The following is a 26,257-nucleotide window of genomic DNA, read 5'->3' as shown; positions in this document are numbered from 1 at the left end:
TGTGAATATTCGTTATATCCTATGTATATCCTCTTTTAAATCCGATTTTTTTTATTTTTTTCTTCTGGAAGCCGTCCATTTGGCAAGCAGTATTCTTCTGATCACTGCGATGTTTTGAAAAAGTCTGACGCCAAATGCAAACATGCCGACTAAATACAAGTCTACACCAAGATGAACGCCCAGAAAAGCCAAACTTATCGCGAGAATAATGTTGAAAAAAAAGCCGGTCACAAAAACTAGTTCATCATATGCACTTTCCAAATGAGCCCTTATGCCTCCGATCAGTGTATCGAGTGATGCGAGAATCGCTAAGGACAAATAATTAGAGTACTCTTCCGGAATTGTAAAATTCGAGCTGAACCCGATTGCAATTCCGAGCAAAAGGCCTAGAACCGGAAGCCACATTAGGAATTCTCTCCTTTTGATTTTTCGAGCGGTTTCAATGGCGAGGTATGCATTGAACCTTCGTAAGCTTTGATTTTGATTTGTTCCTCAGGCCTCTCGATTTGTAAATCCAGGTTTTCTCCCGCAAACAGATCTTGAAGGGTTGAAGCATTCATTCGGCTATATAGTTTATCGGCGTTTTTGCCGATGACTTTTACTGTTATCGGATAGTTGTCCAAAGGATATCCGTCAATTTTCGTCGTTCCGTTGATATCTCTGATCACTGTCGTATTGATAACCCTTCTGTCATTGATCGATATTTCCTCCGCCTCATACATATTTAATTCATTGATCAGTTTTTTCAGAAGATCAGGGGGCGGATTTTCAATCGGTTCTCCCGTCAATTCATCTGAGAACAGCTGAGAAATTTTAATTGTGATTCCGCTGCCGTCGACGTCTGTGAAGCCGGCCTGTTTTTTTAGGTTTTGAAGCGTCTCATTCAATGCTTTTGTCCGTGAGTTTTCTTCTTGATGCTGGTAAGTGCTGAGCATTTTTTCATATTTATCAATTTCGCCGATCAGATTCAGCTGTTTTTTTTGCTCTTCTTTCAAGTCTTCCCTGAGCTCCCAGACATCCCTCGTATCCCGTACTTCAGGCTCCTTCAGGGAATTAAACTGCACGGACAGCATGATTCCGAATATGAGCATCAGCACGCTTAAACTGATGAAACGATTGTTTTTCTTCAAGATCAGCCCACCAACTTTTCATCTTTCATTCCCCCTGTTTTAAAAGAGGCTCCATCTCGATCTTATCTTTTTTTTCAATGCTGACTGATACATGATCATGATTTAGCTGATCTACAAGTCCTCCTGCAATGTTCAGCGCGGGCATCAGCACATCAGCTTCACCGATGGCTGAAATGACAAAAGGAGCAGGGTGCTGATTGCCGTCAACTGTGATAACAGGGCCGTTGCAGGATATGTAGGAATGATGCGTCACACGCTGTCCGTTGATCGATACGGCCGCCGCGCCGGAGATCCAAAGTTCATTCAGTAAATGGAATATGTGGCTTTCATGGACGATATAGTTGTTGACATTCTCCCCTTCAGGAATATATGAAGCATCCTTCAGCGTGACTTCAATTCCTTCGCCCTGAACACCGATTTCGCCGATAAACATTCTGTACCTCTCAACGTCTTCCAATATGTTGTAATATTCCTTTTTTTCCTTTTTGAGCGATGCTTCCGTTTTCTGAACTTCCTGCTGCTTCTCATATAAGTATTGCTCCAGCTTCTTGTTTTGCTTTTCCTGTGAGATCAGCCGGTCGCGCAGCGAATACTCCTCTTTCCAGTCCTCGGCGGTTTCATCGCGGTCTTTGTTCTCTTTTGCAAATTGATATGAAAAAGACAAAAGAAAACCGAGGACGAGCATGGCCAATGAGAGATTGACTGTATGTCTTTTCAACGTTCGTCTTCCTTTTTGCTGTCTTTCGCTTTTTTCAGTGGTTCAAAGTAAGTCGCAACTTCCAAATGAATGATTCCCTTTTCTCCTTTTGGCAGCTCCTTTACGATGGCTGGATAGCTGTCCATTTTCTTGGCAAAAGATTTTATCGAAGCGGTCACAATATAGCCGTCATTCATATACAGCCTGATCAGCCAAGGGTTTGATTTTTCAGGTGTATAGTTGATCTCGGAAATCGATTTTTTTACAGAGTCCGGAAGGCTGTTCAGCTGTTTTGCCATTTGAACGAGCTTATCATCGTCCGTCCAATGGTTCAGGATCGGCCCGTTATCAGTCGGTGTCACTTCATCGGGAAGAACCGTTCCGTTTTCCAGGACGGAGTAGTACACATTATTTTTTTGCAAAAAAGCAATGCTTTTATACTCTTCGATAGAGATCGCAATTTTATTGGGCAGTTTTTTAGAGACTTCGGCTTTTTTTACTAATTTATTCTGCTCGATCTTGTCTTCGGTTTTTTGCTTATTGAGGCTCCAGAATTCCGTTTGTCCTTCATAGATCGAAGACAGGGACATGATTTCATCTTTTGAAACGTTTTGATTGCCTTTAATCTCAACCGTCGACACTTTACTGATCGGCGTCTGCAGATAGATGATGATCAGCATCATCGTGAAAAAGAGCAGAATAAATGTGATCAGCCGGCGGTTTGCCTTTTGCTTTCTCTGTTCTTTAATTTTGGGAATCCGTTCTTCTATATTCACTACTTTTTCTTTATCAATACCGGGTTTCACTAATGGCTCACCTCAGATTAAATAAAGCAGACAAAAAGACTTTTATTTGCTCTTTTTTTTTCGAAAAAAGACGCGCTTCCCCAATCGGGAAACACGGTATCAGCTAAAAAAGGAAAAACTTCCATTAGCGAAACAAACGACATACAAGGATGCCGTTTGCTTTTTGTTTATTATATCATAAGACAATCTGATTTTAGAGGCTGTTTATCGTTTTTCTCCGATGATTTCAACCTCAGTGTGCATATCGATATCATATTGTTCTTTAATCGTTTTTTGAATAAATGCAATTAAATCAAGAACGTCTTTTGCCGTGGCGCCGCCCGCGTTAACAATGAAATTGCCGTGCATCTCGGAGACCTTTGCTCCCCCGATCTGATGGCCTTTCAATCCGGCTTGTTCAACTAGCCGGCCCGCATGATCCGGGAGCGGATTTCTGAAAATGCTGCCTGCGCACGGATTGGAAACTGGCTGTGTTTCTTTTCGGTAGTCTTTATTTTTTTGCATCTGTGCGACGATCGCATCGCGTTCTTTCTGTTCAAGCCGAAGGACGGCTTCAAGGCAGATTCCCGGCCGCTTGTTCTGCAGGATGGACGTACGGTAGCTGAATGCCATCTCTTCGTTCGTCAGCCACTCCATCTCCCCGTCTTCAAAGAGAATCAATGCTTTGACCAAAATCCGGCTGATATCAGAGCCGTGGGCTCCGGCGTTCATGTAAACGGCTCCGCCGACAGAGCCCGGAATGCCTGAAGCAAATTCGAGGCCTGAAAGCCCTTTTTTGCTGATGCCCGTTGCAAGCCTTACGACAGAATAGCCGCCGCCTACTGTCACTTGCTCGCCGTCGATTTCCATATGATCAAGGCCTGCGCCAAGCTTGATGACGACGCCTCTTATTCCTTCATCAAGAACAAGGAGGTTGGAGCCTCTGCCAATCGCCGTCCATTTTACGCTGTGCTTCTTGACCACCTTCATTGTATCCTGAACCGCCTGAAGGTTTTTCGGAACCACCAGCACATCCGCAGGCCCTCCGATTTTGATCGTTGTATGATTTGCAAGCGGTTCGTTTTCCAGAACTTTGCCGACTTCAAGCTCTTTTAATTCTTGTATCACCTTATCCATCGAAAACCTCCAACATCCTTCTGTCTTATCATTTTTTCGCTTTCAGTTCTTTCAGCACATTGTACAACCGCTGTGCTGCATCTGGCACACCGAGAGATTTTGTGCGCTCACTCATCTCTTTGAACGTCTTTTCATATTGTAAAATATGATCGATCGCTTGAATTAAGCGGTCTCCATTAAGCTCTGATTCTTTTAAAACGACTGCGGCGTTCCGCGCGCCGAGCGAGCTTGCATTGACTTCCTGATGATTGGCCGTGACATACGGGCTCGGAATCAATACGCTTGGAATGCCGAGCGCCGTAATTTCCGCTATTGTCGTTGCACCGGCCCGCGCCACCACGACATCGAGCGCTTTTAAATACTCAGGCATTTGATGCAAAAACGGCTTAACGACCATATTGTCAGCAGCTCCTTCTTTTTCAAGCGCTGCTGTTACTTTATCATAGTGAACTTCTCCCGTGACATAAAGAACTTGATAATCCCGTTTTTTCAGCTCGCTTTGCATCGCGATGACTGCTTCGTTGATCGGCGCTGCACCGCGGCTGCCTCCAAAAATCAGGACCGCTTTTTTGTCCTCGCAGAGCCCGAGAGCGGCCAGAGACTGCCCTCCTTTTATAGAGACGACTTCAGACGCCCTTGGGTTTCCTGTAAACACAACTTTTTCTGCAGGAAAATGAGATTTTGCTTCTTCGAAACAAATCGCTACCTTATCAACATATTTGGATAAAAACTTATTGGTGAGTCCAGGAAGGCTGTTTTGTTCGTGGATGATCGTCGGGATCCCCAGTTTAGAGGCGGCATATACGACAGGTCCGCACACATAGCCGCCGGTTCCGATTACAGCATCCGGCTTAAATCGTTTTAATTCGTTCTTGCACTCTTTCACTCCCTTTAAAAAACGCATGACGGTTTTGACATTTTCAAATGAGAGCTTTCTTTTAAAGCCTGTAATTTCAATCGCTTTGAAGGGAATGCTTTCCCGCTCGACGATTTTTTTCTCAAGTCCTTTTTCCGTTCCGATATATAAAAACTCCACATCTGGATGATGCTGTTTGACTTCTTTAATAAACGCAAGAGCGGGATAAATATGCCCGCCCGTACCGCCTCCGCTTACAACGATCCGCATCTGTTTTCCCCCTTATTTCTTATGTACATGCCGATAACCCTGCTTTTGGCAACAGGGTTATCGGCAAATTGCTTCATGTGACTAATATCTTGAATACCTGCTGACATTCAGCAGCACACCGACCGCCATCAGCATCAAGGTAAGTGATGAACCTCCGTAGCTTAAGAACGGCAGGGTAATGCCTGTTACAGGAATCAGTCCGGTCACGACTCCAATATTGATCATCACCTGTATCGCTATCATTGAAATGACGCCGACGGCGACAAAGCTGCCATACAAGTCAGGCGCACCAAGTGCAATTCTGATGCCTCTCCATAAAAGGAAGCTGAAGAGCAAAAGAATCAGCGATCCTCCGATAAATCCGAGTTCTTCCGATAAAATGGCAAAAATAAAGTCTGTCTGCGGCTCAGGCAGATAAAAAAACTTTTGCCTGCTTTGGCCGAGGCCGAGGCCGAAAAGTCCACCGGGACCGACGGCGTAAAGCGACTGGATGATTTGAAAGCCGCTTCCTAAAGGGTCTTCCCAAGGATTCAAATAGGATGTGATTCTTTTGATCCGGTATGGGGCCGACAAGACAAGGCCGATAAATCCGCTGAGACCGATCAGACCGAGAAACACAAAGTGCGAAATTCTCGCTCCCGCCACAAATATCATGATAATGCAAGTGCCGACCATGACTGTCCCTGTCCCGAGATCAGGCTGCATCATAATGATTAAAAAAGCGGAAAAGACAATGCCTAGAGCCGGCATAAAGCCTTTTCTGAACGATGTTATATTTTTTTGCTTTTCTGATAGAAATTTGGCTAAAAACGCAATCATCGCAAGCTTCATAAACTCGGACGGCTGAATGCTGAATGCGCCGACGCCGATCCAGCTTCGCGATCCGTTCCGTTCCATTCCGATTCCGGGAATCAGAACGATCGCCAGAAGAAAGAAACAGACGATGATGAGAATCTTCGCATAAGTCCTCCATGTCCAGTAGTCGACGTTCATGATAAAAAACATGGCGATGACCCCAATTCCGGCAAACAAGAGCTGCCGCTTCGCGAAGAAAAAGGAGTCATCATATTTGTATGTCGCCCATACCGCACTGGCGCTGTATACCATGATCAGTCCGATTGTTAGCAGTAATAACGTAATGATAACCAATAAAAAATCCGGTGACGTTTTATTTGTTTGCAAAGCCGAACACCCCAAGCTTTATTTCTTAGGGCCAGTGATCAAGACAAGCCCTTATTTAAGCATATGCACGGCGTTTACAAACATGTCACCACGTTCTTCAAATGTTTTGTACTGATCCCAGCTTGCACACGCCGGGGACAGAAGGATGACATCTCCTTCGTCTGACAGGCTGAACGCCGCAGATGCTGCTTGTTCAACATTATCGACACGTTTAACCTGTTGTATTCCCATTTCTTCCGCAAGCTTCTCGAACTTAGGGGCCGTTTCGCCGAATGTGATGATCGCTTTGACAAGCGCCATATGCGGTTTTAATTCATCAAATTCATTCCCGCGATCCAGTCCCCCGGCTAGCAGAATCACCGGTTTTTGAAAAGCAGACAGCGCTTTTTTTGTCGCCAGGATGTTTGTCGCTTTGCTGTCATTGTAAAACAATCGGTTTTTGATCGTTGTTACGTATTGCATTCTGTGCTTAACCCCTGTAAAGCTCGTCAGCACTTGGCGGACAGCCTGATCGGATACCCCTGCTGTCTTGACGACGCAAAGCGCAGCCAGAATGTTCTCAAGATTATGCTCTCCAGGCAAAACGACGTCTTCCAGCGGCATGATTTGTTTATCATTAAACATGATCATGCCGTCTTTGACGCAGGCGCCGCGCTCCAGCACCTGGCAGACTGAAAAATAGACTTTCTCCGCTTTTGAACACTCGGCGAGCCGGACGACTGTTTCGTCGTCCAAATTGACAACGGCAACGTCTGTTTCCGATTGGTTTCGATAGACCTGCTGTTTGGCATGCTCATAATTCTCCCGTGAATGGTGATAATCAAGATGGGCGTCAAATACGTTTAATAATAAACCGATTTTCGGCCTGAATTGATAAGTCCCCATCAGCTGAAAAGATGAAAGCTCTGTGACGATCCACTCGTCCCCGCTGGTCTGAGTCGCCACCTCGCTTGCCGCAGTGCCGATATTGCCCGCGACGACTGCCTTTTTCGAATCGGCTTTCAGCATTTCATAAACAAGCGTTGTCGTTGTCGTTTTTCCATTTGAACCGGTAATGCCGATAAACGGCGCATCTGTCAGATGATAGGCGAGTTCAACCTCCGTCCAGACAGGGATGCCTCTTTTCAGGGCCTCTTCGACCATCACATTTTCATAGCGGATTCCCGGATTTTTAATCAGAATGTCAATCGAATGCAGGTCGAACAGCTCTGTCGGGTGCGTACCGCAGATGACTTCTACTCCTTTTTCAGCGAGAATCTGTGCAGGTTCGTTTTCTTCAAAAGGCTTTTGATCGTTGACGACAACGCTGACGCCTTTTTCATGCAGGATCGAAGCAGCAGCATATCCGCTTTTCGCCAGCCCCAATACAAGCACATTTTGATTTCTTAATAGATCTTGAGTATCCACTTATAACCACACCTCGATGTAAATTCCTAAGACGGCAAGCAGAAGTCCCGCTGTCCAAAAAGTAACGACGACTCTCCACTCTGACCAGCCCACAAGCTCGTAATGATGATGAAGAGGGCTCATTTTGAAAATTCTTTTGCCGGTCGTTTTAAATGAAATGACTTGTAAAATGACAGAAAGGGTTTCAATGACGAATACACCGCCGATGATGACCAAGAGAATTTCCAATTTCGTCAGGATCGCGATTGTAACGATTGCCCCCCCGAGAGCAAGAGAGCCCGTATCCCCCATAAAGACCTTTGCGGGATGAGCATTAAATACAAGAAATCCAAGTACAGCGCCGACAACGGCAACAGAGAATATCGCAACATCATATTGTGACTGGTTCCACGCCAAAATCGCAAAAGCGCCGAATGCGATCGCCGCTGTTCCCGATAAAAGCCCGTCAAGCCCGTCTGTCAAGTTGACAGCGTTTGAGCCGCCCACAAGCATAAAGATGACGAGGATCAGGTAAGCCCAGCCAAAATCAAACGATACATCCGTGCCCGGAATGCGGATATCGGTCGGCAATCCCTGAACATGGTAGACGACGTAAAACACCGCAGCGATGATGATTTGGCCGAACAGTTTTTGTTTTGATGTAAGGCCGAGGTTCCGCTTCATCACAACTTTAATATAATCGTCCAAAAATCCGAGAAGACCGTAGCCAACCGTGACAAACAGCAGCATGAACATGTTTATGCTGACTTCTGAAAATTTCATTGTCATAGCAATCGTTGTGACGATAATTGATAAAATGATCATCACACCGCCCATTGTCGGTGTGCCCGATTTTTTTTGGTGGGATTTCGGGCCTTCCTCACGAATGCTCTGCCCAAATTTAAGCCTTCTTAAAAACGGGATGAAGACCGGAGATAAAAGAACACTAATGAGAAAGCCCATGATGATCGTAAACAGAATCACTTGCTCCAGCATGGTTCTTCTCTCCTTTCCGCATCATCGTCTGCTTTTAAGAAGCAGCATACGCATTTATCATATTCATTGTTTTTTTTCATATGTTGATTTATTTTGAACGCATCCATCACTTTAACAACTCTTTCCTGTAGTTCTTTTTCTTTATTTCAGCTCAAGAATGGCTCTTTTTGCCACTTCAGCATCATCAAAATCAAATGTTTGGCCGCCGATCTGCTGATAGGTTTCATGCCCTTTGCCGGCGATCAGGACAACATCGCCTTTTTTGGCGTTGGCAATCGCAAAAAAGATCGCCTGCTCCCGGTTGACGATGCTGTGATAATATGCTCCTTTAACGCCTTCTTCCATATCGTTCAAAATTGCGACAGGGTTTTCGCTTCTCGGGTTATCCGCAGTAAAGACCGGTTCATCTGCCAATTCAGCGGCGATTTTCGCCATCTTCGGCCGCTTTGTCTTATCGCGGTCTCCCCCGCAGCCGACGACGACAAAGAGCTTGCCTTCCGTCATCCCTCTGCACGTATTCAGCACATTTTCAAGGCTGTCGGGTGTATGGGCGTAATCGACGATCACCGGAAAGTCCTGGCCGGCGTCAACCAGCTCGAATCTGCCTCTGACCCCTTTGAGCCCTTCAATTGCTTCTGTCATCGTATCAAACGGAATGTCCGCAGCAATTGCGATCGCTGCCGCAGCTAAAACATTATAGACATTAAACCGGCCGACAAGCGGAATCGCAATCTGCTTTGTTCCTTTTGGCGTCACAAGGTCAAAGGTTGTCCCTTTTGCAGCCATTTTGATATTTTCGGCCTTAATATCGGCGGCATTTTGAATGCCATATGTCAGAAGGTGTGCCGACGTTACCTGGGCAAAATACACTGAAGCGGGGTCATCCGCATTTAAAACGGCCCACTTTGGTTTTTCATGGTTAAAGGATCCGCCAAGCTGGGAGAAAAGAAGGCTTTTCGCATGTTTGTATTCTTCCATTGTCTGATGATAATCGAGGTGATCCTGCGTCAGGTTTGTAAACGCGGCGATATCGTAATCACAGCCGTGCACCCGGCCCAAATGGAGAGCGTGTGAAGAAACTTCCATGATGGCTGTGTCCACATTGCGGTCAACCATTTTTCTGAATGTTTTTTGCAGTGTTACACTTTCCGGGGTCGTATTTTTTGCATCGAATGTCTCATCATTGATTTTTGTATACATCGTGCCGATTAAGCCCGTCCGGCTGCCCGCTTTTCTGAAAATCTCTTCTGCCATATGTGATGTCGATGTCTTTCCGTTTGTGCCTGTGATGCCGATCAGTTTCAGCTGCTTGGTCGGCTGGCCGTAAAAAGCATCAGATAAAACAGCAAGCGCTCTCTTCGAATGGCGGACGATGATGACGGGAATGTCGGCGTCCACTTTTCTTTCCGCCACAATCGCTGCCGCTCCTTTTTCAGCCGCCTGCCGCGCATAATCATGCCCATCGACTGTATATCCTTTTATACAAACAAAAAGACTCCCTGTTTTGACTTCCCTGGAGTCCATCTCAATTGAAGTTATGTCAGGGTCTTCTTGGCTGATAAAGGAAGGTTCGTTTTTTAAATATGTAAGAAGCTTTGTTAGTTTCATCGTATCAAACCTCTCCGAGTTCTATTCGTTCTAAATTCGTTTCATATTGATTGCTGTTTATTTTCTGCATTGACTTTGCAGGCATACAGTTCATATTTTAGCGTAAAAAAGAGGATACATCCAGTTAATCCTGTAAAATCTAAATATTTTTTAGTGTGAAACAGGCAGCCTGATTCATGCCGGCTGCCGTTTCGCTATAGCCGCATCAATCCTCTTTTTGATCTTCCTGATCAAGATAGATGCGGATGGTTGAACCTTCTGTTACCTTTTCCCCTGGCTTTGGAGATTGCTGGACGACGACATCGCCTTCTCCGGAAGCTTTCAGCTTAAAGTTAACGAGCAATGACTCAAGTTCGGTCACAGACAACCCTATAAGGTTCGGAACCTCGATCATTTTTTTGTCCAGCCATTGATACTTGCGCTCGATTTGGTTTTTTCGCTTTTCGACTCCGAGCTGCGGAAGGCTGTCCCGCATAATATTCCCAACGATCGGCGCCGCTACCGTACCGCCGAATTGAATCGTTCCTTTCGGATTATCAACGGCGACGTAGACGACGATGCTCGGATCATCGGAAGGTGCTGTGCCGATAAACGAGACGATATGGTTGTTCTTTAAGTATTTTCCGTCTTTTACTTTTTGGGCTGTTCCTGTTTTTCCTCCTACCCGGTAGCCTTCGACAAACGCGTTGCGGCCCGTCCCTTGAGCGACGACGCTCTCGAGGGCATAGCGGATCTGCTTGGACGTTTCTTCAGAAATCACCTTCTTTTTGGCCATCGGGGTCTGTTTTTTGACCGTTTGCTTTGTGACGGGATCAATCCACTCTTTGCCAATATACGGTGTGTACAGCGTTCCTCCATTGACCGCTGCAGAAACGGCAGCCACCTGCTGTATCGGCGTCACCGATACCCCCTGTCCAAAAGCGGTTGTCGCTTGCTCTACGGGGCCGACGCGGTCGAGCGGAAATAAAATGCCGGCTCCTTCGCCTTGAAGGTCGATTCCCGTTTTTTGTCCAAACCCGAAATCTTTAATGTAGCTGAACAGGTTTTCTTTGCCAAGCCGCTGGCCAAGCTCGACGAAACCCGGGTTGCACGAATTTTGAACAACTTCAAGAAATGACTGTGAGCCGTGTCCGCCCCGTTTCCAGCATTTCAGCCTTGCGCCGTCTACTTCAACGGAGCCTTTATCATAGAATTGATCTTTTTGGAGATTGACTTTATTCTCCTCCAAAGCTGCGGCCAGCGTAATGATTTTAAAGGTGGAGCCGGGCTCATAGGTGCTCCAGACAGGTAAATTGCGATTATAGACTTTCGAATCGATTGATTTATAGTTTGCCGGATCAAAATCCGGTCTGCTCACCATGGCAAGGATTTCTCCGTTTTTCGGATTCATCGCCACACCGACCATCCCGTCAGGATGATACTTCGCTTCGGCGATATCAAATTCCCGCTCCATGATCGTTTGTACCTTTGAATCGATCGTCAGCTTCATATCGAGGCCGTCTTTTGGCGGGGTATAGTCATCTGCCTCTCCAGGCATCCTCTTTCCTTTTGCATCGGAGTAAAATTTCACATACCCTTTTTCGCCGCTCAGCTCCTCATCATAAAAGGCTTCAAGTCCGAGCAGCCCCTGGTTGTCAATACCGGCAAAGCCAAGCACATGGGACAGATAACTTCCGAACGGATAGTGGCGTATGCTGTCTTCTGCGATATAGACGCCCTTTAAATTTAAATCTCTGACCTCCTTTGCTTTTTCGTGAGAAATTTTCCGGCCTTCAGGATTAATTCTTTCAATAGAAGTTTTTTTCGTCACATGTTGATACGCTTTTTCTTCGGACATATTTAAAACACTGGCCAGCTGTTTGCTCGTTTTGATGGGGTTTTCCACCTGCTTTGGAACGACCAAAACGGATGGCGCACTTTGATTTGTCGCAAGCTTGACCCCATTCCGGTCAAGGATCTCCCCTCTTTCCGGCTCAAAGGGGAGATTCCGGCTCCAGGAGTCCTTTGCTAAGGTAGTCAGCTTATCCCCCAGCACGAACTGAACGTATCCGAGTCTTGTATCGATAATCAGAAAGATGATCACACCAAAAAACAGAACAAAGATTAAACGTTTTCTGACTGTTACATTGGAAACGCGCAAGAGACCGTTCACTCCTTATTTAGGCTTGTTTCATTTTATGCCTTGGAGTGTTTTGATAGAACGGCTCCATTCTGCTTGAGGGTGAAAAACCTTCTTTCGCTTAAACAGAAGGCTATCGACTTTTGCCGATAGCCTTCTGTTTGGTCTCATTCATTTTTCAAGCTTATTTTAACGACCTTGTTGGTTTTCAGTTCTTTGCCTTTTTTCACGCTTTGGCTTGTCACATAGCCTTGTCCGCTTGTTTCGATATGAATGCCGGCCATCGAGCCGAAGCGGAGAGCGTCTCGCTTGGACCAGCCCGTCATATCGGGCATTTTAATTTTGCCGTCCGTTTTCAGGAAGACCCGTTCATTCGGCAGCACTTCTTCGCCCGCTTTCGGATACTGTTCTTTGACGGCCAACCCGTCGCCGATCGTGACGGGAACAAGGCTTTTTTCTTCCGCCTCTTTCACCGCTGATTCTTTGCGTTTCTCTGTTAAATCAGGCATTTCCATCTGTTTTTCTTCTGCTTTTTCGTCTTTAGTTTTGCTTTCATTCGGTGTGATGTTTAAATAGTGAAGACTGTTTTTCATCACCGGGTTGAAAATTTTAGACACGGGTGCAGAACCAGTCTCGGTATCTTTCAATTTCGGCTGTTGAACAGCTACATAGACGAGAAGCTCCGGATCATCCTTCGGCGCCATGCCCATGAAGGAGAAAACGTAGTTTTCCCGTCCGGTCAAATATCTGCCGTCAGAACCGGCGATTTGCGCCGTACCGGTTTTGCCGGCGACGTCAAACCCTTCGATCTGGTAAGGCCGCCCTGTTCCTTTTTCTGAAGTAACGACTTTTCCTAAAAGGTCGCGCACTTCTTTTGACGTTTCCGCAGAAATCGGCTGGCCGGCTTTTTCAGGTTTATTTTGCAGAACCGTTTTCTTGTTGTCCGAATCAACGACATGATCGATGACATATGGCTTCATCATCTTCCCGTTATTGGCGATGGCTGTCGCCGCCTGAAGCTGCTGGATCGGTGTAACGGCTGATGCCTGTCCGTATGCTGTCGATACTTTATCGCGCTGATATTGGAAATTGATTTTGCTTGATGCTTCCCCAGGCAGGTCAATGCCTGTTTTGTCGTAAAAATTGAATTTTCGCAAATATTGATTGAAGCGGTCTGTGCCTAGTTTGTCATTGGCAAGGATGGCAAAGGCGACGTTTGAGGAGCGTTCAACACCTTCATTAAATGTGATCGTTCCCCAGCCGTTTCCGTTATTGTGGTCTTGAATCGGTTTATCTTTTTTGGAAACTGAGTAGCTCCCTGATTTGTATTGCTCGCCGCCATTATAGACGCCTTCTTCAATCGCCGCAGCGAGCGTGAAGATCTTCATCGTCGATCCCGGCTCAAAGCTGTAGGAGATCAGGTCATTGTAATAGTTGGTCACATTTCGTTTGTTCGGGTTAAAGCTTGGCCTTTGCCCCATCGCCAGCACTTTGCCCGTTTTCGGATCAACGACAGCCGCCATGATTTTCTTCGGCTCGTATTCTTTTTGAACCGTTGTCATGCTGTCTTCCAAGAAAGCCTGAATTTTTTGATCGATTGTCAGATACACCTTGTCTCCATTATGCGGCGCTGTTATTTTTTCATTGCTGTTCGGCAGGCGCCAGCCTGATCTGTCGGTATCATACGACATGTATCCATCCGTTTCTTTCAAATATTTGTCCAGTGTTTTTTCAAGGCCCATCATGCCTTCCATTTCGCCCGTTTTTCCGTTTACCTGTGCGTAGCCGAGCAGGTTGGAAGCGAATACTCCGTTTGGATAATAACGCTTTGTGTCACGGGTAAAAACGATTCCGGGCAGCTTGAGATTTTCGATTTTTTCTTTCTGAGCGAAAGTCAGGTCACGTCCCGCTGACCCGAACTCGACTTGAAACGGTTTTTCTTTATTGAGGATGTCAAGTATGTCTCCCTCATCCATGCCGATGATCGGCGCGAGCTTTTCAGCCGTCTTTTGCTTATCTTGGACATAATTCGGCTTCATCTTTTTATTCAAAATCGCAACAAGCTTATACGTTGAGGTGTCTTCGGCAAGCACCTTCCCGTTTTGATCCAGAATCGACCCTCTTTGGGCTTCAATCGTCCGTTTTTTCTCGTATTGTTCATTTGCCTTTTGTGCAAGGACTTCTCCGTTTACTTTTCCCGTTGCTTGAATAAATGCGTATCGTCCTAAAATGACAAAGAAAAAGAGGGCAAAACAAATACTGAGTATTGCCGCTCCTCTGTTCATAAATTTATTTTTTTTCGGCATTTTGCATCATTCCTGTATATTTTTCACTTTTTTGTCGGTTAGGTTAAGGCCTTTTTTACGCGCAATTTCCATAATCCGGTCAGGTTCTTTCAGCTCATCTGCCGTCTTTTCGAGGTCATCAACTCTATTTTTTGCCGTTTCAACCTTTGTTTCGAGCTTTTGAATTTCAATATTTGTCTGATAGGCGGCAAAAGCCTTTGAAATCATAAAGAGTGAAGCACTGAGTACCGCCAGGGCAAAAAGGACGATCAGCACCTTTTCCCCTAATGTAATGGATGCTCTTCTTCGGATGATAACGGATTGCTCTGCACTTTTCGTTTGTCTTTGTTGTTTTTCCACTTTATAAGCTAAATTACTCATAGACTGATGACCTCCTTTTTATTCGTACAGCTCATTCTCGTGCTTTTTCCGCGACGCGCAGCTTCGCTGACCGCGCACGGTTATTGTTTTCAAGCTCCTCTGTTGAAGCTGTGATCGGCTTCTTGTTAATCAGCTTTAATTTCGGTTCAAACTCCTCGGGAATCACGGGTAAACCGTGAGGCAATTCAGGAAGTGAAGCCATTTCTTTAAATGTCGTTTTGCAAATCCGGTCTTCCAGCGAATGGAATGTGATGACCGACACCCTTCCCCCTGGCTTCAGCACCTCGATCGCCTGTAAAAGTGCCTCTTCAAATACTTTCAACTCATCATTTACCGCAATTCGAATCGCCTGAAAAACCCGTTTAGCCGGATGCCCGCCGCTTCTTCTCGCCGGCGCGGGAATCGCCTCTTTGATGATATCGACAAGCTGGCCTGTCGTTTCAACAGGGAATTTTTCTCTGGCCTCTTCAATTTTCCTGGCAATTTGTTTGCTGAACTTTTCTTCTCCATATTTAAAGAAAATTTTCACGAGATCTTCATAACGCCACTCATTGACGACTTCTTTCGCTGAAAGTCCCGCTGATTGATCCATCCGCATATCAAGCGGGGCATCATGGTGGTAGCTGAATCCTCTCTCAGGTGTATCCAGTTGAGGAGATGAGACGCCTAAATCAAATAAAACACCGTCCACCTTGTCAATACCGATTTCATTTAGACGGTCTTTTAAATACCGAAAATTACTTTTTATAAAAACGACTGTTCCTTCTTGATCCGCCAGTTTTTCCTTTGCATGACGGAGTGCTGTTTCATCCTGGTCGAAAGCGATTAATCTGCCGTCCTTTGACAGCTGTGAAAGCAAGTATGCGCTGTGACCCGCACCGCCTAATGTACAGTCTACATATGTACCGTCTTCTTTTACATTTAAACCATCAACTGTTTCTTTTAATAATACTGTTTTATGCTGAAACATTTTCTTTTCTAGTCCCACCTTTTTTCAAATGAACTGATTGCAGAAGCGCTGACTCACGCAATGATTCATTATATATCAAATCCGATCATATTTTCAGCTATTTCGGCAAATGAATCTTCCTGCTCTTCTACATATTGTTCCCAAATTTCTTTACTCCACAATTCAATTCGATTTGAAACTCCGATGACCACGCATTCCTTCTCAAGCTTTGCATAGTTTAACAGCGGTGACGCAATGTTGATTCGGCCTTGCTTGTCCAATTCGCATTCCGTGGCTCCGGAGAAAAAAAAGCGGGTAAAAGCGCGTGCGTCTTTCTTTGTGAGAGGAAGAGCCTTCAGTTTTTCTTCGATGAGTTTCCATTCGGACATGGGGTAGCCAAACAGGCACTGATCAAGCCCGCGCGTCAGTACGAACTGTTCGCCGAGGCCTTCTCTGAATTTTGCCGGAACGATCATGCGGCCTTTTGAATCAATCGTATGCTGGTATTCTCCCATAAACATGATCTCGGCCCCACTTCCCTTCCTCAACTCACCACAATCCACCACTTCTCTCCACAAGTTCATTTTACACTGTTTTAGAACAAAAAAAAACCCTGAACTACTCAGGGTTTTTTAAAAAATTATTTCAAAGTTTGACAACTTGATGCATGTTTTGAAATGAATATGGCAATTCTTTGTATTTTTCCAAGAAATCTGGACCGTATTTGTTCAAATAATACATGATATTCCAAATTCTTTCTTGAGGTGCGCCTAAAGGTCGCAAACTCGTTTGAATCTTGTCAAAATCGCGGAGAATGTTGTTTTCCCGCTCTTCAACCTTTCTCACGGCTGCTTTCTCTAAAAATTCAAGCTGGTCTTGAATAAAGCCTGCATTCTTCATTAAAAGGGGCTCCAGGCTCCGGTCGATTTCCAGCGCTTCTGACCTTACCGAAGAATGAATGCTTTCAATCTTTTCTTTTGCGCGTTTGACCGAGTTTGTAAATTCACTCGGCACTCTGCTTGCAAAAAACCGTTCTTTTTTGGAAGTTGCTCCTTTTTCAAGCGATTCCTGAAGTTCAACATTGCGCTCTGTCAGCTTTTTTTCAATATGGCGCTCCAAAAATGTAATCGACAGCCTCGGGACAACGGGCGGCATTTTAAAGCCCATCGCTTTGAAAGCGCTCCTCAGCTCTCCCCAATAATTGATTTCTCCCGGGCCTGCAATAAAAGCCAACGTCGGAAGGAGAAATTCCTGCATTAACGGTCTTGTCACAACATTATTGCTGAAGGCTTCGGGGTTTTCGCCGATCAGGTCATGAAGCTCAACACGCGTCCATTTCAGATCTAGCTCTTTCACGAAAAACGCGCCGTCTCCTTTTTCGATTAAAAACCGCTCCCCGTCATGTTCATAGAAAAGGTTCGCATGCTGTGATGCCCCTTCAATGATCGGAGAATAGTCCATTTCCTTCATGAATTCCTGCTGTTGTTTAACAGACTCCGCCAGTTCATCGCTTTTCTTTAATATTTGCTGAAAAAATTCAGCTTCAAGAGCTCTCAGCCCCGGATCGCCGGAATTCAGCAGGATCAGGCCGTCTTTTTCAAACATATCGGCTGCAATGTATTCAAAAAATTCCGAGAAGGTGGATGATTTGCGCAAACATCGCTGCAAATGAGCGAGAAGGTCATTCGTATATTCCGTCTCTTCAAAAGAAGCGAAAACACCGTGCAGCCATTTTTCAGCTTTGTCGGCATCCAGCTCTGTTTTTGCCGCCTGGCTTTTTTTCCAATGGGGCTGAGCCAGCTTATATTTTTTCACATGTCCGCTGTCCGAAATATACAGATGGTTGATCTCTTCTAAATCATGGTCTTCTCCCGCCACCCAGAATACCGGAATGACCGGAACGTTCAGTTCTTTTTCTTTTTGTTTTGCAAAAACAAGGATCGAAATGATTTTATGTATCGTATAAAGAGGACCTGTCAAAAGGCCGGCCTGCTGGCCGCCGACAACGGCGACGCTTGCGGGGTCGCGAAGGCGTTCAATGGCTTCGTTCATCCTTTTCGATCGAAATTTGCGGTGGTAATCGAGCAAATAATCGGCCAAGGCGCCGCGGTTATATGTCCGGGATGTAAGATCATTCAGACGGATTTCCCAATCTTCTTTATTTAAGCCGTAATCAAAAAACGGCCCGATCAATTTGTTTCCATTTATGTAGTCTCGTACAAAAGGGTTTTGACTTTGTATGGAAAGTTCAGTAAGCTGCATCTCTCGAACTTCCTTTCTCCAATAAATAGTTAGCTTTCCGAAACGAGTATAGCACGTTCGGCGATTCGGTCAAAAGATTTAGCTTCACCGCTCTGTCACAGCCTTTATGCTGTGATATAGAAAGGCGAGATGAGGGGCATCGCTCCCAGATTCTTTTGCCCTTTTCAGCAAATAGCCCATAATGGCATCTGCTTCCGTTTGTCTTTCCGCGAGGACATCCGCCAGCATGGAAGAAGTGTTCAACTCTGTCTTCCGGCAGACTGAAAGAACGTTTTCCCACGCTGCTTCCGGATCGTCAATCGCCAAAATCCGGCTTGCCTCTTCAAACACCAATTTCATAAATGACAAATACATCGGCTCCTCAATAAGCTTTCCGTTCTTCACCCGCAAAAGAGCTGTCAGGGGATTAATGCAGGCGTTGACAATTAATTTTCCGGCAAGCATTCCATACCAGTCTTCACACCAAATAAAAGGAAAAGCCTCATGAACGGACGCTAGTTCTTTTTTCAGCCCATCGGCTGAAGCGGCTCGGAATGCGCTCCATTTCACAGCCCCTTTCCCTGTGTGCCGCAGTGTGCGGTCATCAACCCGGACGGCTCCGTGTTCAACAGCTCCGGTATAGATCCCGTGTCCAGCATTCCATTTCTCAAGCACCGGAATATGGGCCATTCCATTTTGCAGAAACATGATATCGAGAGGAGCCGCTTTTTCTAATTCAGGTAAAACAGCAGCAAGCTGGTGCTCCTTTACCGCAACAAAAAGAAGATCATAGCCCGAATCCAGTTCAGCCCTGCCCCTGACTTTAACGGTTTGTTCTTTTCCATCTGCCAAAAGACAGATCCCGTTTTTCTGAATCGCTTCCGCCTGTTCTTTTCTCCTGGTGACCACCGTCACCTGGTGGCGGAACGAAAAATAGTACGCAAAAAGAAGGCCGATCGAGCCTCCGCCGATAACTCCGATTCTCAAATTCTCACATCCTGATTTTTTTCATATACTCTATATCATAGCAGAAATTTTAATGGTTGACTTGTAAGTTGTTTCAAATTTTCAGAAAACCATTTCACTACATTATATAGAAAATTTTTATCATTTGGATTTTTTTAAAAAAGCGTTTACAATATAAGTAGACCACTAACAAGGGGGTAACATAATGGTCAAAGTGGAACGTTTGCTGATCAACTATAAAACGCTTGAGGAATTTAAAAAGTTCAGGGAGTATGGGATTCAAGAGCTTTCTATGCTGGAAGATCTTGAAAGCAACATGATTGAAAACGACAGCAACTCACCGTTTTACGGCATCTATTACGGGAATCGGCTCGTGGCCAGAATGAGCCTGTATCAAGTAGATGGAAATTGCAACCAATACTTTGAGGAAGGCGAAGACTATCTAGAGCTTTGGAAGCTTGAAGTTCTGCCCGGATATCAGCGCAACGGTTACGGGACAATGCTCGTGGATTTTGCCAAATCATTCGGACTGCCGATTCGCACAAGTCCTCGCGTGAAATCGTCCGATTTTTGGAGCAAAATGGGTTTTACACCGGTGAAATACGATATGGCCCGAGACAAAGGGGAAAATCCGCTCGTTTGGCACCCTGACAGCGAGCCTAATCAAAGCTCCGAATCAGCTTAATACGAAAAACCGGCCGAAAAGCGTATGGCCGGTTCTCTATTTTTCCATTCTTTCAAGGTTTCCATTCGGTTCCATTTGAAACTTGACCTTTTTATTTCTCTCATCTTCTTGAAGAACGACCATTTTTCTGGCCCGCTCCATGATTTCAATCAGCGCTTTGTAATCCTCCTCTGTCAATTCAAGCTGTTTCTTCAGCGATTTATTTTCACTTTGGAGCTTTTCAACCTCTCGTTTTAGTTCATCGACCTCTTCAGCGAGCCGTCTTTTCTCTTCAGTAAAGTCTTGTTGAGCCGGGGCTTCTTTCAGCTTTTCGAGGAATTGAATGACATCCTCAAGCGTCAGGTTTTCCGTTTTGTCTTCGGATACGGTTTTGACGGAGTTCGGCAGATTTGCCGAGTGGATGCCGATTTTCTTACGGCGTTCTTTGCGCTGTTTTTTTGCCAGTTCAATGCCTGATTGATATTGCTTTCTGACAAAAGAATTCCAGCGGAAGCCGCAGGCAGCTGCGGTTCTGCTTAACGCTTTTCCGACTTCCTCAAACGCTGAAAGCTGGGTTCCCCCTTCCCGAATATGCCTTAATACGACCTCAGCCAGCAATATATCTTCATCCTGTGTCCATGCATCCTGTCTTGTAATCGTCAACGATATCCCCCTCCATGACTTGATGAATTTACCTCATACATATGCGGCTAATAGAGTAGATAGACTATTTTCTTTTTAGGAAATAAAAGGATGAAGGGAGCCGATCTGCATACAAAAAAACACAAGACCAAAAGTCTTGTGTTTTCGTTTTAGCAATTAGTTGCTTTTTACGTCTTTTCCTTTGTATGATCCACATGCTTTGCAGACGCGGTGTGAGAGTTTCATCTCACCGCAGTTTGGGCATTCTACCATACCAGGCACTTGCAATTTAAAGTGTGTACGACGAAGTCTTTTTTTCGTTTTAGAAGTTCTTCTAAAAGGTACAGCCATTATTCCCACCTCCTTAAAGAGCGTTAAGATTCATCTTCTTGTTTTAAGAGCTTCTCAAGTCCGGCAAGTCTAGGATCGATTCGATTTTTCCGGTCATCTTCTGTAATGACCTGCCAATCCTTGCCCTCTTGCGGAGCACCTTCTTCTTTTTGAACAGTTTCACAAAAGATTTGCATAGGGATCTCAAGAAGGATTTCTTCTTTCACGACCGGTGTCAAGTCGATGAAGTCATCTTCTACAATATGGACATCTTCATCTTCCATTTCTTCGGTCTTATGAAATATAAACAGTTCTTTTGTTGAAATACTGAATGGATAATGAACATCAACAAGCGTTCTAGAACAAGGCAAGATCATCTCGCCCGAAATCGTGAAATCAAATGCGGCCTGCTTTGAACGGATTTCCGCTTTCCCTTTCACCCGCACCGGTGAAATGCGGCGTATATCCGAGTTTTGAGAGAGTTCGCTTAAATCAACTGTTTCATCAAATTCAAAGTCTTTCTTCGGCATTTGATTCAGCTGATGTATCGTCCATTTCATTGTATCACCTCTAAGAGAGCAACAAACATGATTATAGCTTTCATCATGTTTTTTGTCAATATTTTTTCTTTACAGATCACACACCCGCGTCTTTCGTTCGTTGACAACCTGCACAACTATTCATACACTTAGAAAAAACGCTGTAACTCAGGGCGTCTGCACATTCCATGTGTAAATGTATCACAACTATTTCAAGAGATGCAAGAGAGGTGAAAAAATGAAAGCGGTCGGCCTTGTTGTTGAATACAATCCTTTTCACAACGGACACTTATATCATTTGAAAGAAGCAAAGGCACAAACTGAAAGCGATGTGGCGGTTGCCGTCATGAGCGGTTCTTTTTTGCAGCGCGGCGAGCCCGCCATCGTGTCCAAATGGGCCAGAACGAAAATGGCGCTCATGTCCGGCGCCGATATCGTTGTTGAACTGCCCTACGCATTCGCCGTCCAAAAGGCGGAAACCTTCGCAAAAGGCGCCGTCTCCATCTTAAATGAGCTCGGATGCCGTTCATTGCTTTTCGGCAGTGAGCACGGTGATATTCAGGCGTTTACCACTACAGCCGCATACACCATGAAACATGAAGAAACCATTAACCAAGAAGTAAAAAAACAGATTTCAATGGGGCTGAGCTATCCGGCAGCAATGGCGAAAGCATTTCAAGCCGTGGCAGAAGGCGAACGAATGCTTGACCTTTCCAAGCCGAACAACATCCTCGGATTTCACTATGTAAAAACCATTATGTGTGAGCGTTTTCAGATGGAGCCGGAAACTGTCAAACGCCGCTCCTCCGACTATCACGATTCGTTTCTTCCAAAAACAAGTCAAATCGCAAGCGCGACAAGCATCCGCAAATCGCTGCTTGAAAAAGGAAGCCTAAGAGACAGCCGCTGCTTTCTCCCTGAGGCATCCGCTGATGAACTGAACGAGTACGCGCGGATTTTCGGACTTTGGCACTCGCCGGAAAACTATTTTCCATTTTTGAAATACAGTCTATATATGATGGATACAGACGAACTGTCACAGATTTACGAGGTTGAAGAAGGGCTTGAACACAGGGTGAAGAAGGCGATTCGCAAAGCCGGCTCTTTTTTGGAGTATATGGAGCTCTTAAAGACGAAACGCTATACATGGACAAGATTACAACGGATGAATACACACATTTTAACGAAAACGACAAAAGCCGACATCCGCCGCATTCTTGGTGAGAGGCGCCCTCCCTACCTCAGGCTGCTTGGCATGACAAAAAAAGGACAGGCTTACCTTGCCGATAAGAAAAAAAGCTTGAGCGTTCCGCTCATCACTAAAATCGGGTCCTTCTCCCATCCGTCCCTTCGCTTGGACATTAAAGCAGGGCAAGTGTACAGCGCACCGCTGAAGGAGCCTGAACAAACGATGCTGACAGAACAGGAGTATTCTCTTTCTCCAATTAGATATGATGAAGGCAGCCGGACATTTTTACGCAAATAAAAACACCTGATGCAGCATCAGGTGTTTTTCGCTTTTTCTTCCAAATATTCAATCGCATCATCCATCGTGTCGACAGGGACGATCTTCATGTCTGTCTTGATGTCTTTAGCTGTTTCGACCGCTTCCTCATAATTCGAACCTTTTTTGCCGCCTTCATTCGGCGCGAAAAAGATGTCGGCTCCAGCTTGATCTGCGGCAACGATCTTTTGGCTGATTCCCCCGATCGGACCGACTTTTCCTTCATCATCAATCGTTCCTGTTCCAGCAATATGATGGCCTTTCGTTTCATCCTCTTTTGTCAGCTGATTATAGATTTCCATTGACATCATCAGCCCCGCCGATGGACCGCCGATATTGTCTATGTCCATTTTGACTTCAGGCTTCACCTTGACATCACGGTCTGTTATAAGAGATACACCCAGTCCGGCTCTCGTTGGATCATCTTTAAAGGTTTTCAGCTTCATGTCATACGTCTTTTCTTTTTTATCCCTTTCAATGACGACTTTCACAGTATTTCCGGCTTTTTTTGACTCGATATAGCGGACCAGGCTTTCCGCCGACTGAAATGTTTTCCCGTCAGCTTTTTTGATTTTGTCTCCGGCCTCAATTTTTCCTTCAGCAGGCATGCCGGGAACGACAGACATTGCATAAACGCCGTCAAATGAATAGGTGACTTCTTTTCCCGCCCGCTTATATGCCGCGATCATCGCATTTTCCTGAGAGTCTCTCATCATTTGCAGCTGCCTTTTCATATATTCCTGATCAGATTCCCCTTCTTGTTTAAAATTGTCTTCAGGAAGGATTTCACGATAAGGGCGGACCTTTGCCCAAATGTATGTCAACGGATTTGCAGGTCCGACTTTGACAGTCATTAAAGAAAAGCTGCCTTTTTCCGAGTAGCCGTCATCGACTTTAATCAAAGGATTCAGCTCTGTCGCTTCACCCGGCTCAGTAATATAATAAGGCAGCTTCACAAATGAAAGGGCGGCCCCGATGATAATGATCAATAATAAGATACGGATAAATCTTCTTTTTTGCATGAATATGTAACCCTCCATCTTTATTTTAACCGGATGCCTGCATAAATTCACGGCTGTCTGGATGCCTTCTAATGGTGCATCTACAATGCGAAGGACTTTCAGGCTCAAATTGTTCCGTCTGTTTAACAGAATCTTGTGGTCTAAAATCATGACCAAGCTTCGTATAATGATAAAGAAGTTTCTGGAGGAAGCTCCTAAACAAGGCGAACCAGCCCCAGTTTATATTTTATCATGATCCAGTTTCCAATGTGTATTCACAGCCGTAAGGGGGGTTAGAAATGGACATGTCAAAGGTAAAGACTTTCATCATTGCCGTTTTGCTGATTTTGTTTACTGCCGCGGTCATTACCCACCCGCAGGAATCATTTGACGCTTCAAAAAGCGGACTTGCCATGTGGTGGGAAGTCGTATTCCCTTCCTTATTGCCTTTTTTTATTTTATCGGAGCTCTTGATCGGGTTCGGAATTGTCAGGTTTGTCGGGCTGCTCCTTGAACCTTTCATGAGGCCCGTGTTCCGCGTTCCCGGTGTCGGAGGGTTCGTGCTCGCCATGGGCATGGCTTCCGGTAATCCGGCCGGCGCCAAACTGACCTCAAGGCTTAGGCAGGAACGGCAGATTTCCCGGGTTGAAGCAGAGCGGCTCGCTTCATTCACCAATTCATCTAACCCGCTGTTTATTTTCGGAGCTGTCGCGGTTGGCTTTTTTCATAATCCATCTCTCGGCGTCGTACTCGCAGCCGCCCACTACTTAGGCAATTTCGCTGTCGGGTTGACTATGCGTTCCTACGGAAGAAAAGAAGAAATCCGCACCGCGAGAAAAAAGAAACTCCCCCTGCCTTCTATTAAAGAAGCATTAAAAGCGCTTCATCAAGCAAGACTTGAAGAAAAAAGGCCGCTTGGCAAACTGCTGAGCGACGCTGTCATCTCATCAGTGCAGACCTTGCTGATGGTAGGCGGTTTCATCATTCTTTTTTCTGTCTTTAATAACATTCTTTCCGTTATTCACATGACGGATATTCTTTCTCAGGCAACAAAAATGATCCTGACTGCCCTTCAGTTCCCCGCTGATCTTGATAAACCTTTATTATCCGGATTGTTTGAGATAACGCTTGGCAGCAAGCTCGTCAGTGCAACGGACGCTGCTTTGCTCCAAAAAGCCGTTATCGTCAGCTTTATTTTAGGATTCAGCGGTTTTTGCGTACAGGCCCAGGTTGCCGGAATCCTTGCGGAAACGGATATTCGCTTCAAACCGTTTTTCATCGCCCGCTTCCTGCAGGGAATTTATGCAGCTTTATTTGTGCTGATCCTTTGGAAACCTCTCTACACATCTTTCTATTCTCCGACTGAAACGGTCTTCTCATTTTTTCGGGATGGGGAGGCGCAATCTCTCTTTGTTCAGATGTGGAACGTCTTAGTGCAGGTCGGACCCCTTCTGACGATCAGCACCCTATTCGTCTACATCATCCTTTACGCAAAAACATGGGCTCCCGCGAAAAAATGAGCAGCCTTCAAAGGCCGCTCATTTTTTTGCAAACTTTTCTTTGAGTGCAGATTCAACCGCTTCAGGAACGAGCTCTGCTACAGATCCTTTGTATTTTGCCACTTCCTTGACAATGCTTGAACTCAAAAACGAGTATTGATTGTTCGTCATCATAAAAAACGTCTCGATACTCTCATCAAGCACTTTGTTCATTGAGGTCCCCTGCATCTCATATTCAAAATCAGAAACAGCCCTTAAGCCCCGAAGGATCACGTTGGCCTGTTTGCATTTGGCATAATCAATCAAAAGCCCCCGAAACGATTCAACATGGACATTCGAGATATCCCGCGTGACTTCGCGCAGCAAATCACAGCGTTCTTCGACTGTAAACAGCGGCTGCTTTGAAGAATTGTTCAAAACGCAAACATATACGCGGTCAAACACTTTCGCCCCGCGCCTGATAATATCCAAATGTCCAAAGGTCACCGGATCAAAGCTTCCGGGACAAACGGCAATGCTAGCCATCCCCATTCCCTCTCTTTCTGTATATGGTTACTCCTGTTAAGCCGTATATTTCCTGTCTGACAATCCGGAGTTCGCCCACCGCTTCCGGGAGCGCGACTTCTTTTGCATGCTCCGCCAGGATGAACCCTTTATCAGTCAGCATATCCGCTTCGTCAATCGTCGATAAAAGCGCTTCCAGCTTTTGTTCTCGATATGGCGGGTCCAAAAATACCGCATCAAAACGTAAACCCCTTTTCACCAATGCGTGCAAGGCCCGTTCCGCATCATTTCTATAAACCTCTGCATGCTTTTCCAAACCCAGTGTTTTCAAGTTCCCTTTCACGGTTTGAATCGCTTTAAAATCCCTGTCTATAAAAACGAAACGGTCAAAGCCCCGTGATAGCGCTTCAATGCCCAATCCTCCGCTTCCAGCGTACAGATCAAGGCCGTTTCCTCCGTCAAAATACGGACCGACCATATTAAAGATGGATTCTTTGACCTTGTCGGTCGTCGGCCGTGTTGACGTGCCGGGAACCGCTTTTAATGCGCGTCCCTTATGCGTCCCAGAAATCACTCTCATACTTCC

At 45.4% G+C, this 26,257-nt stretch carries 26 protein-coding genes; 3 read left to right on the top strand and 23 right to left on the bottom strand.

Annotated features, from left to right (window positions below):
• Nucleotides 1–51: 51 nt before the first annotated feature.
• The 17 genes from RBH91_RS09130 to RBH91_RS09050 all read right to left on the bottom strand — a co-directional run bounded on the left by RBH91_RS09130 (nucleotide 52) and on the right by RBH91_RS09050 (nucleotide 19,009).
• Nucleotides 52–405 carry a small basic family protein gene (locus RBH91_RS09130; protein WP_076760430.1) on the bottom strand — a complete coding sequence of 118 codons (354 nt, stop codon included), beginning with the start codon at nucleotides 403–405 and terminating at the stop codon, nucleotides 52–54.
• Nucleotides 405–1,130: a DUF881 domain-containing protein gene (locus RBH91_RS09125; protein WP_076760429.1), complete on the bottom strand. Its 726-nt coding sequence runs from the start codon at nucleotides 1,128–1,130 to the stop codon at nucleotides 405–407. Before RBH91_RS09125 ends, RBH91_RS09130 begins: the two co-directional genes overlap by 1 nt.
• 25 nt (nucleotides 1,131–1,155) lie before the next feature.
• A complete protein-coding gene (locus tag RBH91_RS09120; protein ID WP_307894300.1) occupies nucleotides 1,156–1,848 on the bottom strand; it encodes a DUF881 domain-containing protein in 693 nt (230 codons plus the stop codon).
• The gene (locus RBH91_RS09115) at nucleotides 1,845–2,633 is read right to left on the bottom strand and encodes a cell division protein FtsQ/DivIB (RefSeq protein ID WP_307894298.1); all 789 of its coding nucleotides are present in this window, start codon (nucleotides 2,631–2,633) and stop codon (nucleotides 1,845–1,847) included. Before RBH91_RS09115 ends, RBH91_RS09120 begins: the two co-directional genes overlap by 4 nt.
• A gap of 204 nt (nucleotides 2,634–2,837) precedes the next feature.
• Nucleotides 2,838–3,749: a UDP-N-acetylmuramate dehydrogenase gene (murB, locus tag RBH91_RS09110; protein ID WP_307894296.1), complete on the bottom strand. Its 912-nt coding sequence runs from the start codon at nucleotides 3,747–3,749 to the stop codon at nucleotides 2,838–2,840.
• A 28-nt stretch (nucleotides 3,750–3,777) separates the two neighbouring features.
• A complete protein-coding gene (gene murG, locus RBH91_RS09105) occupies nucleotides 3,778–4,875 on the bottom strand; it encodes an undecaprenyldiphospho-muramoylpentapeptide beta-N-acetylglucosaminyltransferase (protein WP_307894294.1) in 1,098 nt (365 codons plus the stop codon).
• Nucleotides 4,876–4,956: 81 nt separating this feature from the next.
• Nucleotides 4,957–6,057 (bottom strand): stage V sporulation protein E, encoded by a 1,101-nt coding sequence (gene spoVE, locus RBH91_RS09100; protein ID WP_076760424.1) that lies wholly within the window; start codon nucleotides 6,055–6,057, stop codon nucleotides 4,957–4,959.
• A 51-nt stretch (nucleotides 6,058–6,108) separates the two neighbouring features.
• On the bottom strand, nucleotides 6,109–7,464 hold the full coding sequence (murD, locus tag RBH91_RS09095; protein ID WP_307894293.1) for a UDP-N-acetylmuramoyl-L-alanine--D-glutamate ligase: 1,356 nt from the start codon (nucleotides 7,462–7,464) through the stop codon (nucleotides 6,109–6,111).
• Nucleotides 7,465–8,439, bottom strand: coding sequence for a phospho-N-acetylmuramoyl-pentapeptide-transferase (gene mraY, locus RBH91_RS09090; protein WP_076760422.1), 975 nt, complete (start codon nucleotides 8,437–8,439; stop codon nucleotides 7,465–7,467).
• A 141-nt stretch (nucleotides 8,440–8,580) separates the two neighbouring features.
• Complete coding sequence (locus tag RBH91_RS09085) at nucleotides 8,581–10,047, bottom strand: UDP-N-acetylmuramoyl-L-alanyl-D-glutamate--2,6-diaminopimelate ligase (RefSeq protein ID WP_307894291.1); 1,467 nt, start codon at nucleotides 10,045–10,047, stop codon at nucleotides 8,581–8,583.
• A 205-nt stretch (nucleotides 10,048–10,252) separates the two neighbouring features.
• A complete protein-coding gene (locus tag RBH91_RS09080; RefSeq protein ID WP_307894290.1) occupies nucleotides 10,253–12,187 on the bottom strand; it encodes a stage V sporulation protein D in 1,935 nt (644 codons plus the stop codon).
• 146 nt (nucleotides 12,188–12,333) lie between these two features.
• On the bottom strand, nucleotides 12,334–14,472 hold the full coding sequence (locus tag RBH91_RS09075; RefSeq protein WP_307894288.1) for a penicillin-binding protein: 2,139 nt from the start codon (nucleotides 14,470–14,472) through the stop codon (nucleotides 12,334–12,336).
• A 6-nt stretch (nucleotides 14,473–14,478) separates the two neighbouring features.
• Nucleotides 14,479–14,832, bottom strand: a complete 354-nt coding sequence (gene ftsL / locus RBH91_RS09070; protein WP_307894287.1) for a cell division protein FtsL — start codon at nucleotides 14,830–14,832, stop codon at nucleotides 14,479–14,481.
• Between the two features lie 31 nt (nucleotides 14,833–14,863).
• Entirely contained in the window at nucleotides 14,864–15,802 is a 939-nt protein-coding gene (gene rsmH / locus RBH91_RS09065) for a 16S rRNA (cytosine(1402)-N(4))-methyltransferase RsmH (protein WP_307894286.1), read from the bottom strand.
• A 68-nt stretch (nucleotides 15,803–15,870) separates the two neighbouring features.
• Nucleotides 15,871–16,302: a division/cell wall cluster transcriptional repressor MraZ gene (gene mraZ / locus RBH91_RS09060; RefSeq protein WP_009328555.1), complete on the bottom strand. Its 432-nt coding sequence runs from the start codon at nucleotides 16,300–16,302 to the stop codon at nucleotides 15,871–15,873.
• A gap of 124 nt (nucleotides 16,303–16,426) precedes the next feature.
• Entirely contained in the window at nucleotides 16,427–18,043 is a 1,617-nt protein-coding gene (bshC, locus tag RBH91_RS09055; RefSeq protein WP_307894283.1) for a bacillithiol biosynthesis cysteine-adding enzyme BshC, read from the bottom strand.
• 84 nt (nucleotides 18,044–18,127) lie between these two features.
• Nucleotides 18,128–19,009 carry a 2-dehydropantoate 2-reductase gene (locus RBH91_RS09050; RefSeq protein ID WP_307894281.1) on the bottom strand — a complete coding sequence of 294 codons (882 nt, stop codon included), beginning with the start codon at nucleotides 19,007–19,009 and terminating at the stop codon, nucleotides 18,128–18,130.
• A gap of 184 nt (nucleotides 19,010–19,193) precedes the next feature.
• Here RBH91_RS09050 and RBH91_RS09045 point away from each other — a divergent pair, with 184 nt between their 5' ends.
• A complete protein-coding gene (locus RBH91_RS09045; RefSeq protein ID WP_307894280.1) occupies nucleotides 19,194–19,673 on the top strand; it encodes an N-acetyltransferase in 480 nt (159 codons plus the stop codon).
• Nucleotides 19,674–19,709: 36 nt separating this feature from the next.
• Here the strand turns inward: RBH91_RS09045 and gerR are convergent, their stop codons facing one another.
• The 3 genes from gerR to RBH91_RS09030 form a co-directional block, all read right to left on the bottom strand.
• Nucleotides 19,710–20,315, bottom strand: a complete 606-nt coding sequence (gerR, locus tag RBH91_RS09040) for a sporulation-specific transcriptional regulator GerR (RefSeq protein ID WP_307894279.1) — start codon at nucleotides 20,313–20,315, stop codon at nucleotides 19,710–19,712.
• A 156-nt stretch (nucleotides 20,316–20,471) separates the two neighbouring features.
• Complete coding sequence (gene rpmF, locus RBH91_RS09035; RefSeq protein WP_003181522.1) at nucleotides 20,472–20,645, bottom strand: 50S ribosomal protein L32; 174 nt, start codon at nucleotides 20,643–20,645, stop codon at nucleotides 20,472–20,474.
• A 23-nt stretch (nucleotides 20,646–20,668) separates the two neighbouring features.
• Nucleotides 20,669–21,184 carry a YceD family protein gene (locus tag RBH91_RS09030; RefSeq protein WP_307894277.1) on the bottom strand — a complete coding sequence of 172 codons (516 nt, stop codon included), beginning with the start codon at nucleotides 21,182–21,184 and terminating at the stop codon, nucleotides 20,669–20,671.
• Between the two features lie 217 nt (nucleotides 21,185–21,401).
• Between RBH91_RS09030 and RBH91_RS09025 the strand changes: the two genes are divergently transcribed.
• Nucleotides 21,402–22,649 carry a nucleotidyltransferase gene (locus tag RBH91_RS09025; RefSeq protein ID WP_307894276.1) on the top strand — a complete coding sequence of 416 codons (1,248 nt, stop codon included), beginning with the start codon at nucleotides 21,402–21,404 and terminating at the stop codon, nucleotides 22,647–22,649.
• 17 nt (nucleotides 22,650–22,666) lie between these two features.
• On the opposite strand, the gene RBH91_RS09020 is transcribed toward RBH91_RS09025, so the two are convergent.
• Nucleotides 22,667–23,689: a SepM family pheromone-processing serine protease gene (locus tag RBH91_RS09020; protein WP_307894275.1), complete on the bottom strand. Its 1,023-nt coding sequence runs from the start codon at nucleotides 23,687–23,689 to the stop codon at nucleotides 22,667–22,669.
• A gap of 278 nt (nucleotides 23,690–23,967) precedes the next feature.
• On the opposite strand from RBH91_RS09020, the gene ylbJ reads away from it, so the two are divergent.
• Nucleotides 23,968–25,188: a sporulation integral membrane protein YlbJ gene (ylbJ, locus tag RBH91_RS09015; protein WP_307894273.1), complete on the top strand. Its 1,221-nt coding sequence runs from the start codon at nucleotides 23,968–23,970 to the stop codon at nucleotides 25,186–25,188.
• 18 nt (nucleotides 25,189–25,206) lie between these two features.
• Here ylbJ and coaD read toward each other — a convergent pair whose 3' ends face one another.
• Together coaD and rsmD are read right to left on the bottom strand one after the other, a co-directional pair.
• Nucleotides 25,207–25,692: a pantetheine-phosphate adenylyltransferase gene (gene coaD, locus RBH91_RS09010; RefSeq protein WP_307894271.1), complete on the bottom strand. Its 486-nt coding sequence runs from the start codon at nucleotides 25,690–25,692 to the stop codon at nucleotides 25,207–25,209.
• Nucleotides 25,685–26,251 (bottom strand): 16S rRNA (guanine(966)-N(2))-methyltransferase RsmD, encoded by a 567-nt coding sequence (gene rsmD, locus RBH91_RS09005; protein WP_148955714.1) that lies wholly within the window; start codon nucleotides 26,249–26,251, stop codon nucleotides 25,685–25,687. The genes coaD and rsmD overlap by 8 nt, the downstream gene beginning before the upstream one ends.
• Nucleotides 26,252–26,257: the final 6 nt, after the last annotated feature.

Source organism: Bacillus swezeyi, assembly GCF_030908325.1.
Lineage (GTDB): Bacteria > Bacillota > Bacilli > Bacillales > Bacillaceae > Bacillus > Bacillus swezeyi.
This window is presented reverse-complemented; position numbering and strand designations above follow the sequence as displayed.

What these genes read in the sequence shown, in the direction of transcription:
- RBH91_RS09130 (WP_076760430.1), bottom strand. Translation starts at nt 405, where the DNA reads ATGTGGCTTCCGGTTCTAGGCCTTTTGCTCGGAATTGCAATCGGGTTC.
- murB (WP_307894296.1), bottom strand. Translation starts at nt 3,749, where the DNA reads ATGGATAAGGTGATACAAGAATTAAAAGAGCTTGAAGTCGGCAAAGTT.
- murG (WP_307894294.1), bottom strand. Translation starts at nt 4,875, where the DNA reads ATGCGGATCGTTGTAAGCGGAGGCGGTACGGGCGGGCATATTTATCCC.
- mraY (WP_076760422.1), bottom strand. Translation starts at nt 8,439, where the DNA reads ATGCTGGAGCAAGTGATTCTGTTTACGATCATCATGGGCTTTCTCATT.
- RBH91_RS09085 (WP_307894291.1), bottom strand. Translation starts at nt 10,047, where the DNA reads ATGAAACTAACAAAGCTTCTTACATATTTAAAAAACGAACCTTCCTTT.
- RBH91_RS09075 (WP_307894288.1), bottom strand. Translation starts at nt 14,472, where the DNA reads ATGCCGAAAAAAAATAAATTTATGAACAGAGGAGCGGCAATACTCAGT.
- ftsL (WP_307894287.1), bottom strand. Translation starts at nt 14,832, where the DNA reads ATGAGTAATTTAGCTTATAAAGTGGAAAAACAACAAAGACAAACGAAA.
- rsmH (WP_307894286.1), bottom strand. Translation starts at nt 15,802, where the DNA reads ATGTTTCAGCATAAAACAGTATTATTAAAAGAAACAGTTGATGGTTTA.
- mraZ (WP_009328555.1), bottom strand. Translation starts at nt 16,302, where the DNA reads ATGTTTATGGGAGAATACCAGCATACGATTGATTCAAAAGGCCGCATG.
- bshC (WP_307894283.1), bottom strand. Translation starts at nt 18,043, where the DNA reads ATGCAGCTTACTGAACTTTCCATACAAAGTCAAAACCCTTTTGTACGA.
- RBH91_RS09045 (WP_307894280.1), top strand. Translation starts at nt 19,194, where the DNA reads ATGGTCAAAGTGGAACGTTTGCTGATCAACTATAAAACGCTTGAGGAA.
- rpmF (WP_003181522.1), bottom strand. Translation starts at nt 20,645, where the DNA reads ATGGCTGTACCTTTTAGAAGAACTTCTAAAACGAAAAAAAGACTTCGT.
- RBH91_RS09030 (WP_307894277.1), bottom strand. Translation starts at nt 21,184, where the DNA reads ATGAAATGGACGATACATCAGCTGAATCAAATGCCGAAGAAAGACTTT.
- RBH91_RS09025 (WP_307894276.1), top strand. Translation starts at nt 21,402, where the DNA reads ATGAAAGCGGTCGGCCTTGTTGTTGAATACAATCCTTTTCACAACGGA.
- RBH91_RS09020 (WP_307894275.1), bottom strand. Translation starts at nt 23,689, where the DNA reads ATGCAAAAAAGAAGATTTATCCGTATCTTATTATTGATCATTATCATC.
- ylbJ (WP_307894273.1), top strand. Translation starts at nt 23,968, where the DNA reads ATGGACATGTCAAAGGTAAAGACTTTCATCATTGCCGTTTTGCTGATT.
- coaD (WP_307894271.1), bottom strand. Translation starts at nt 25,692, where the DNA reads ATGGCTAGCATTGCCGTTTGTCCCGGAAGCTTTGATCCGGTGACCTTT.
- rsmD (WP_148955714.1), bottom strand. Translation starts at nt 26,251, where the DNA reads ATGAGAGTGATTTCTGGGACGCATAAGGGACGCGCATTAAAAGCGGTT.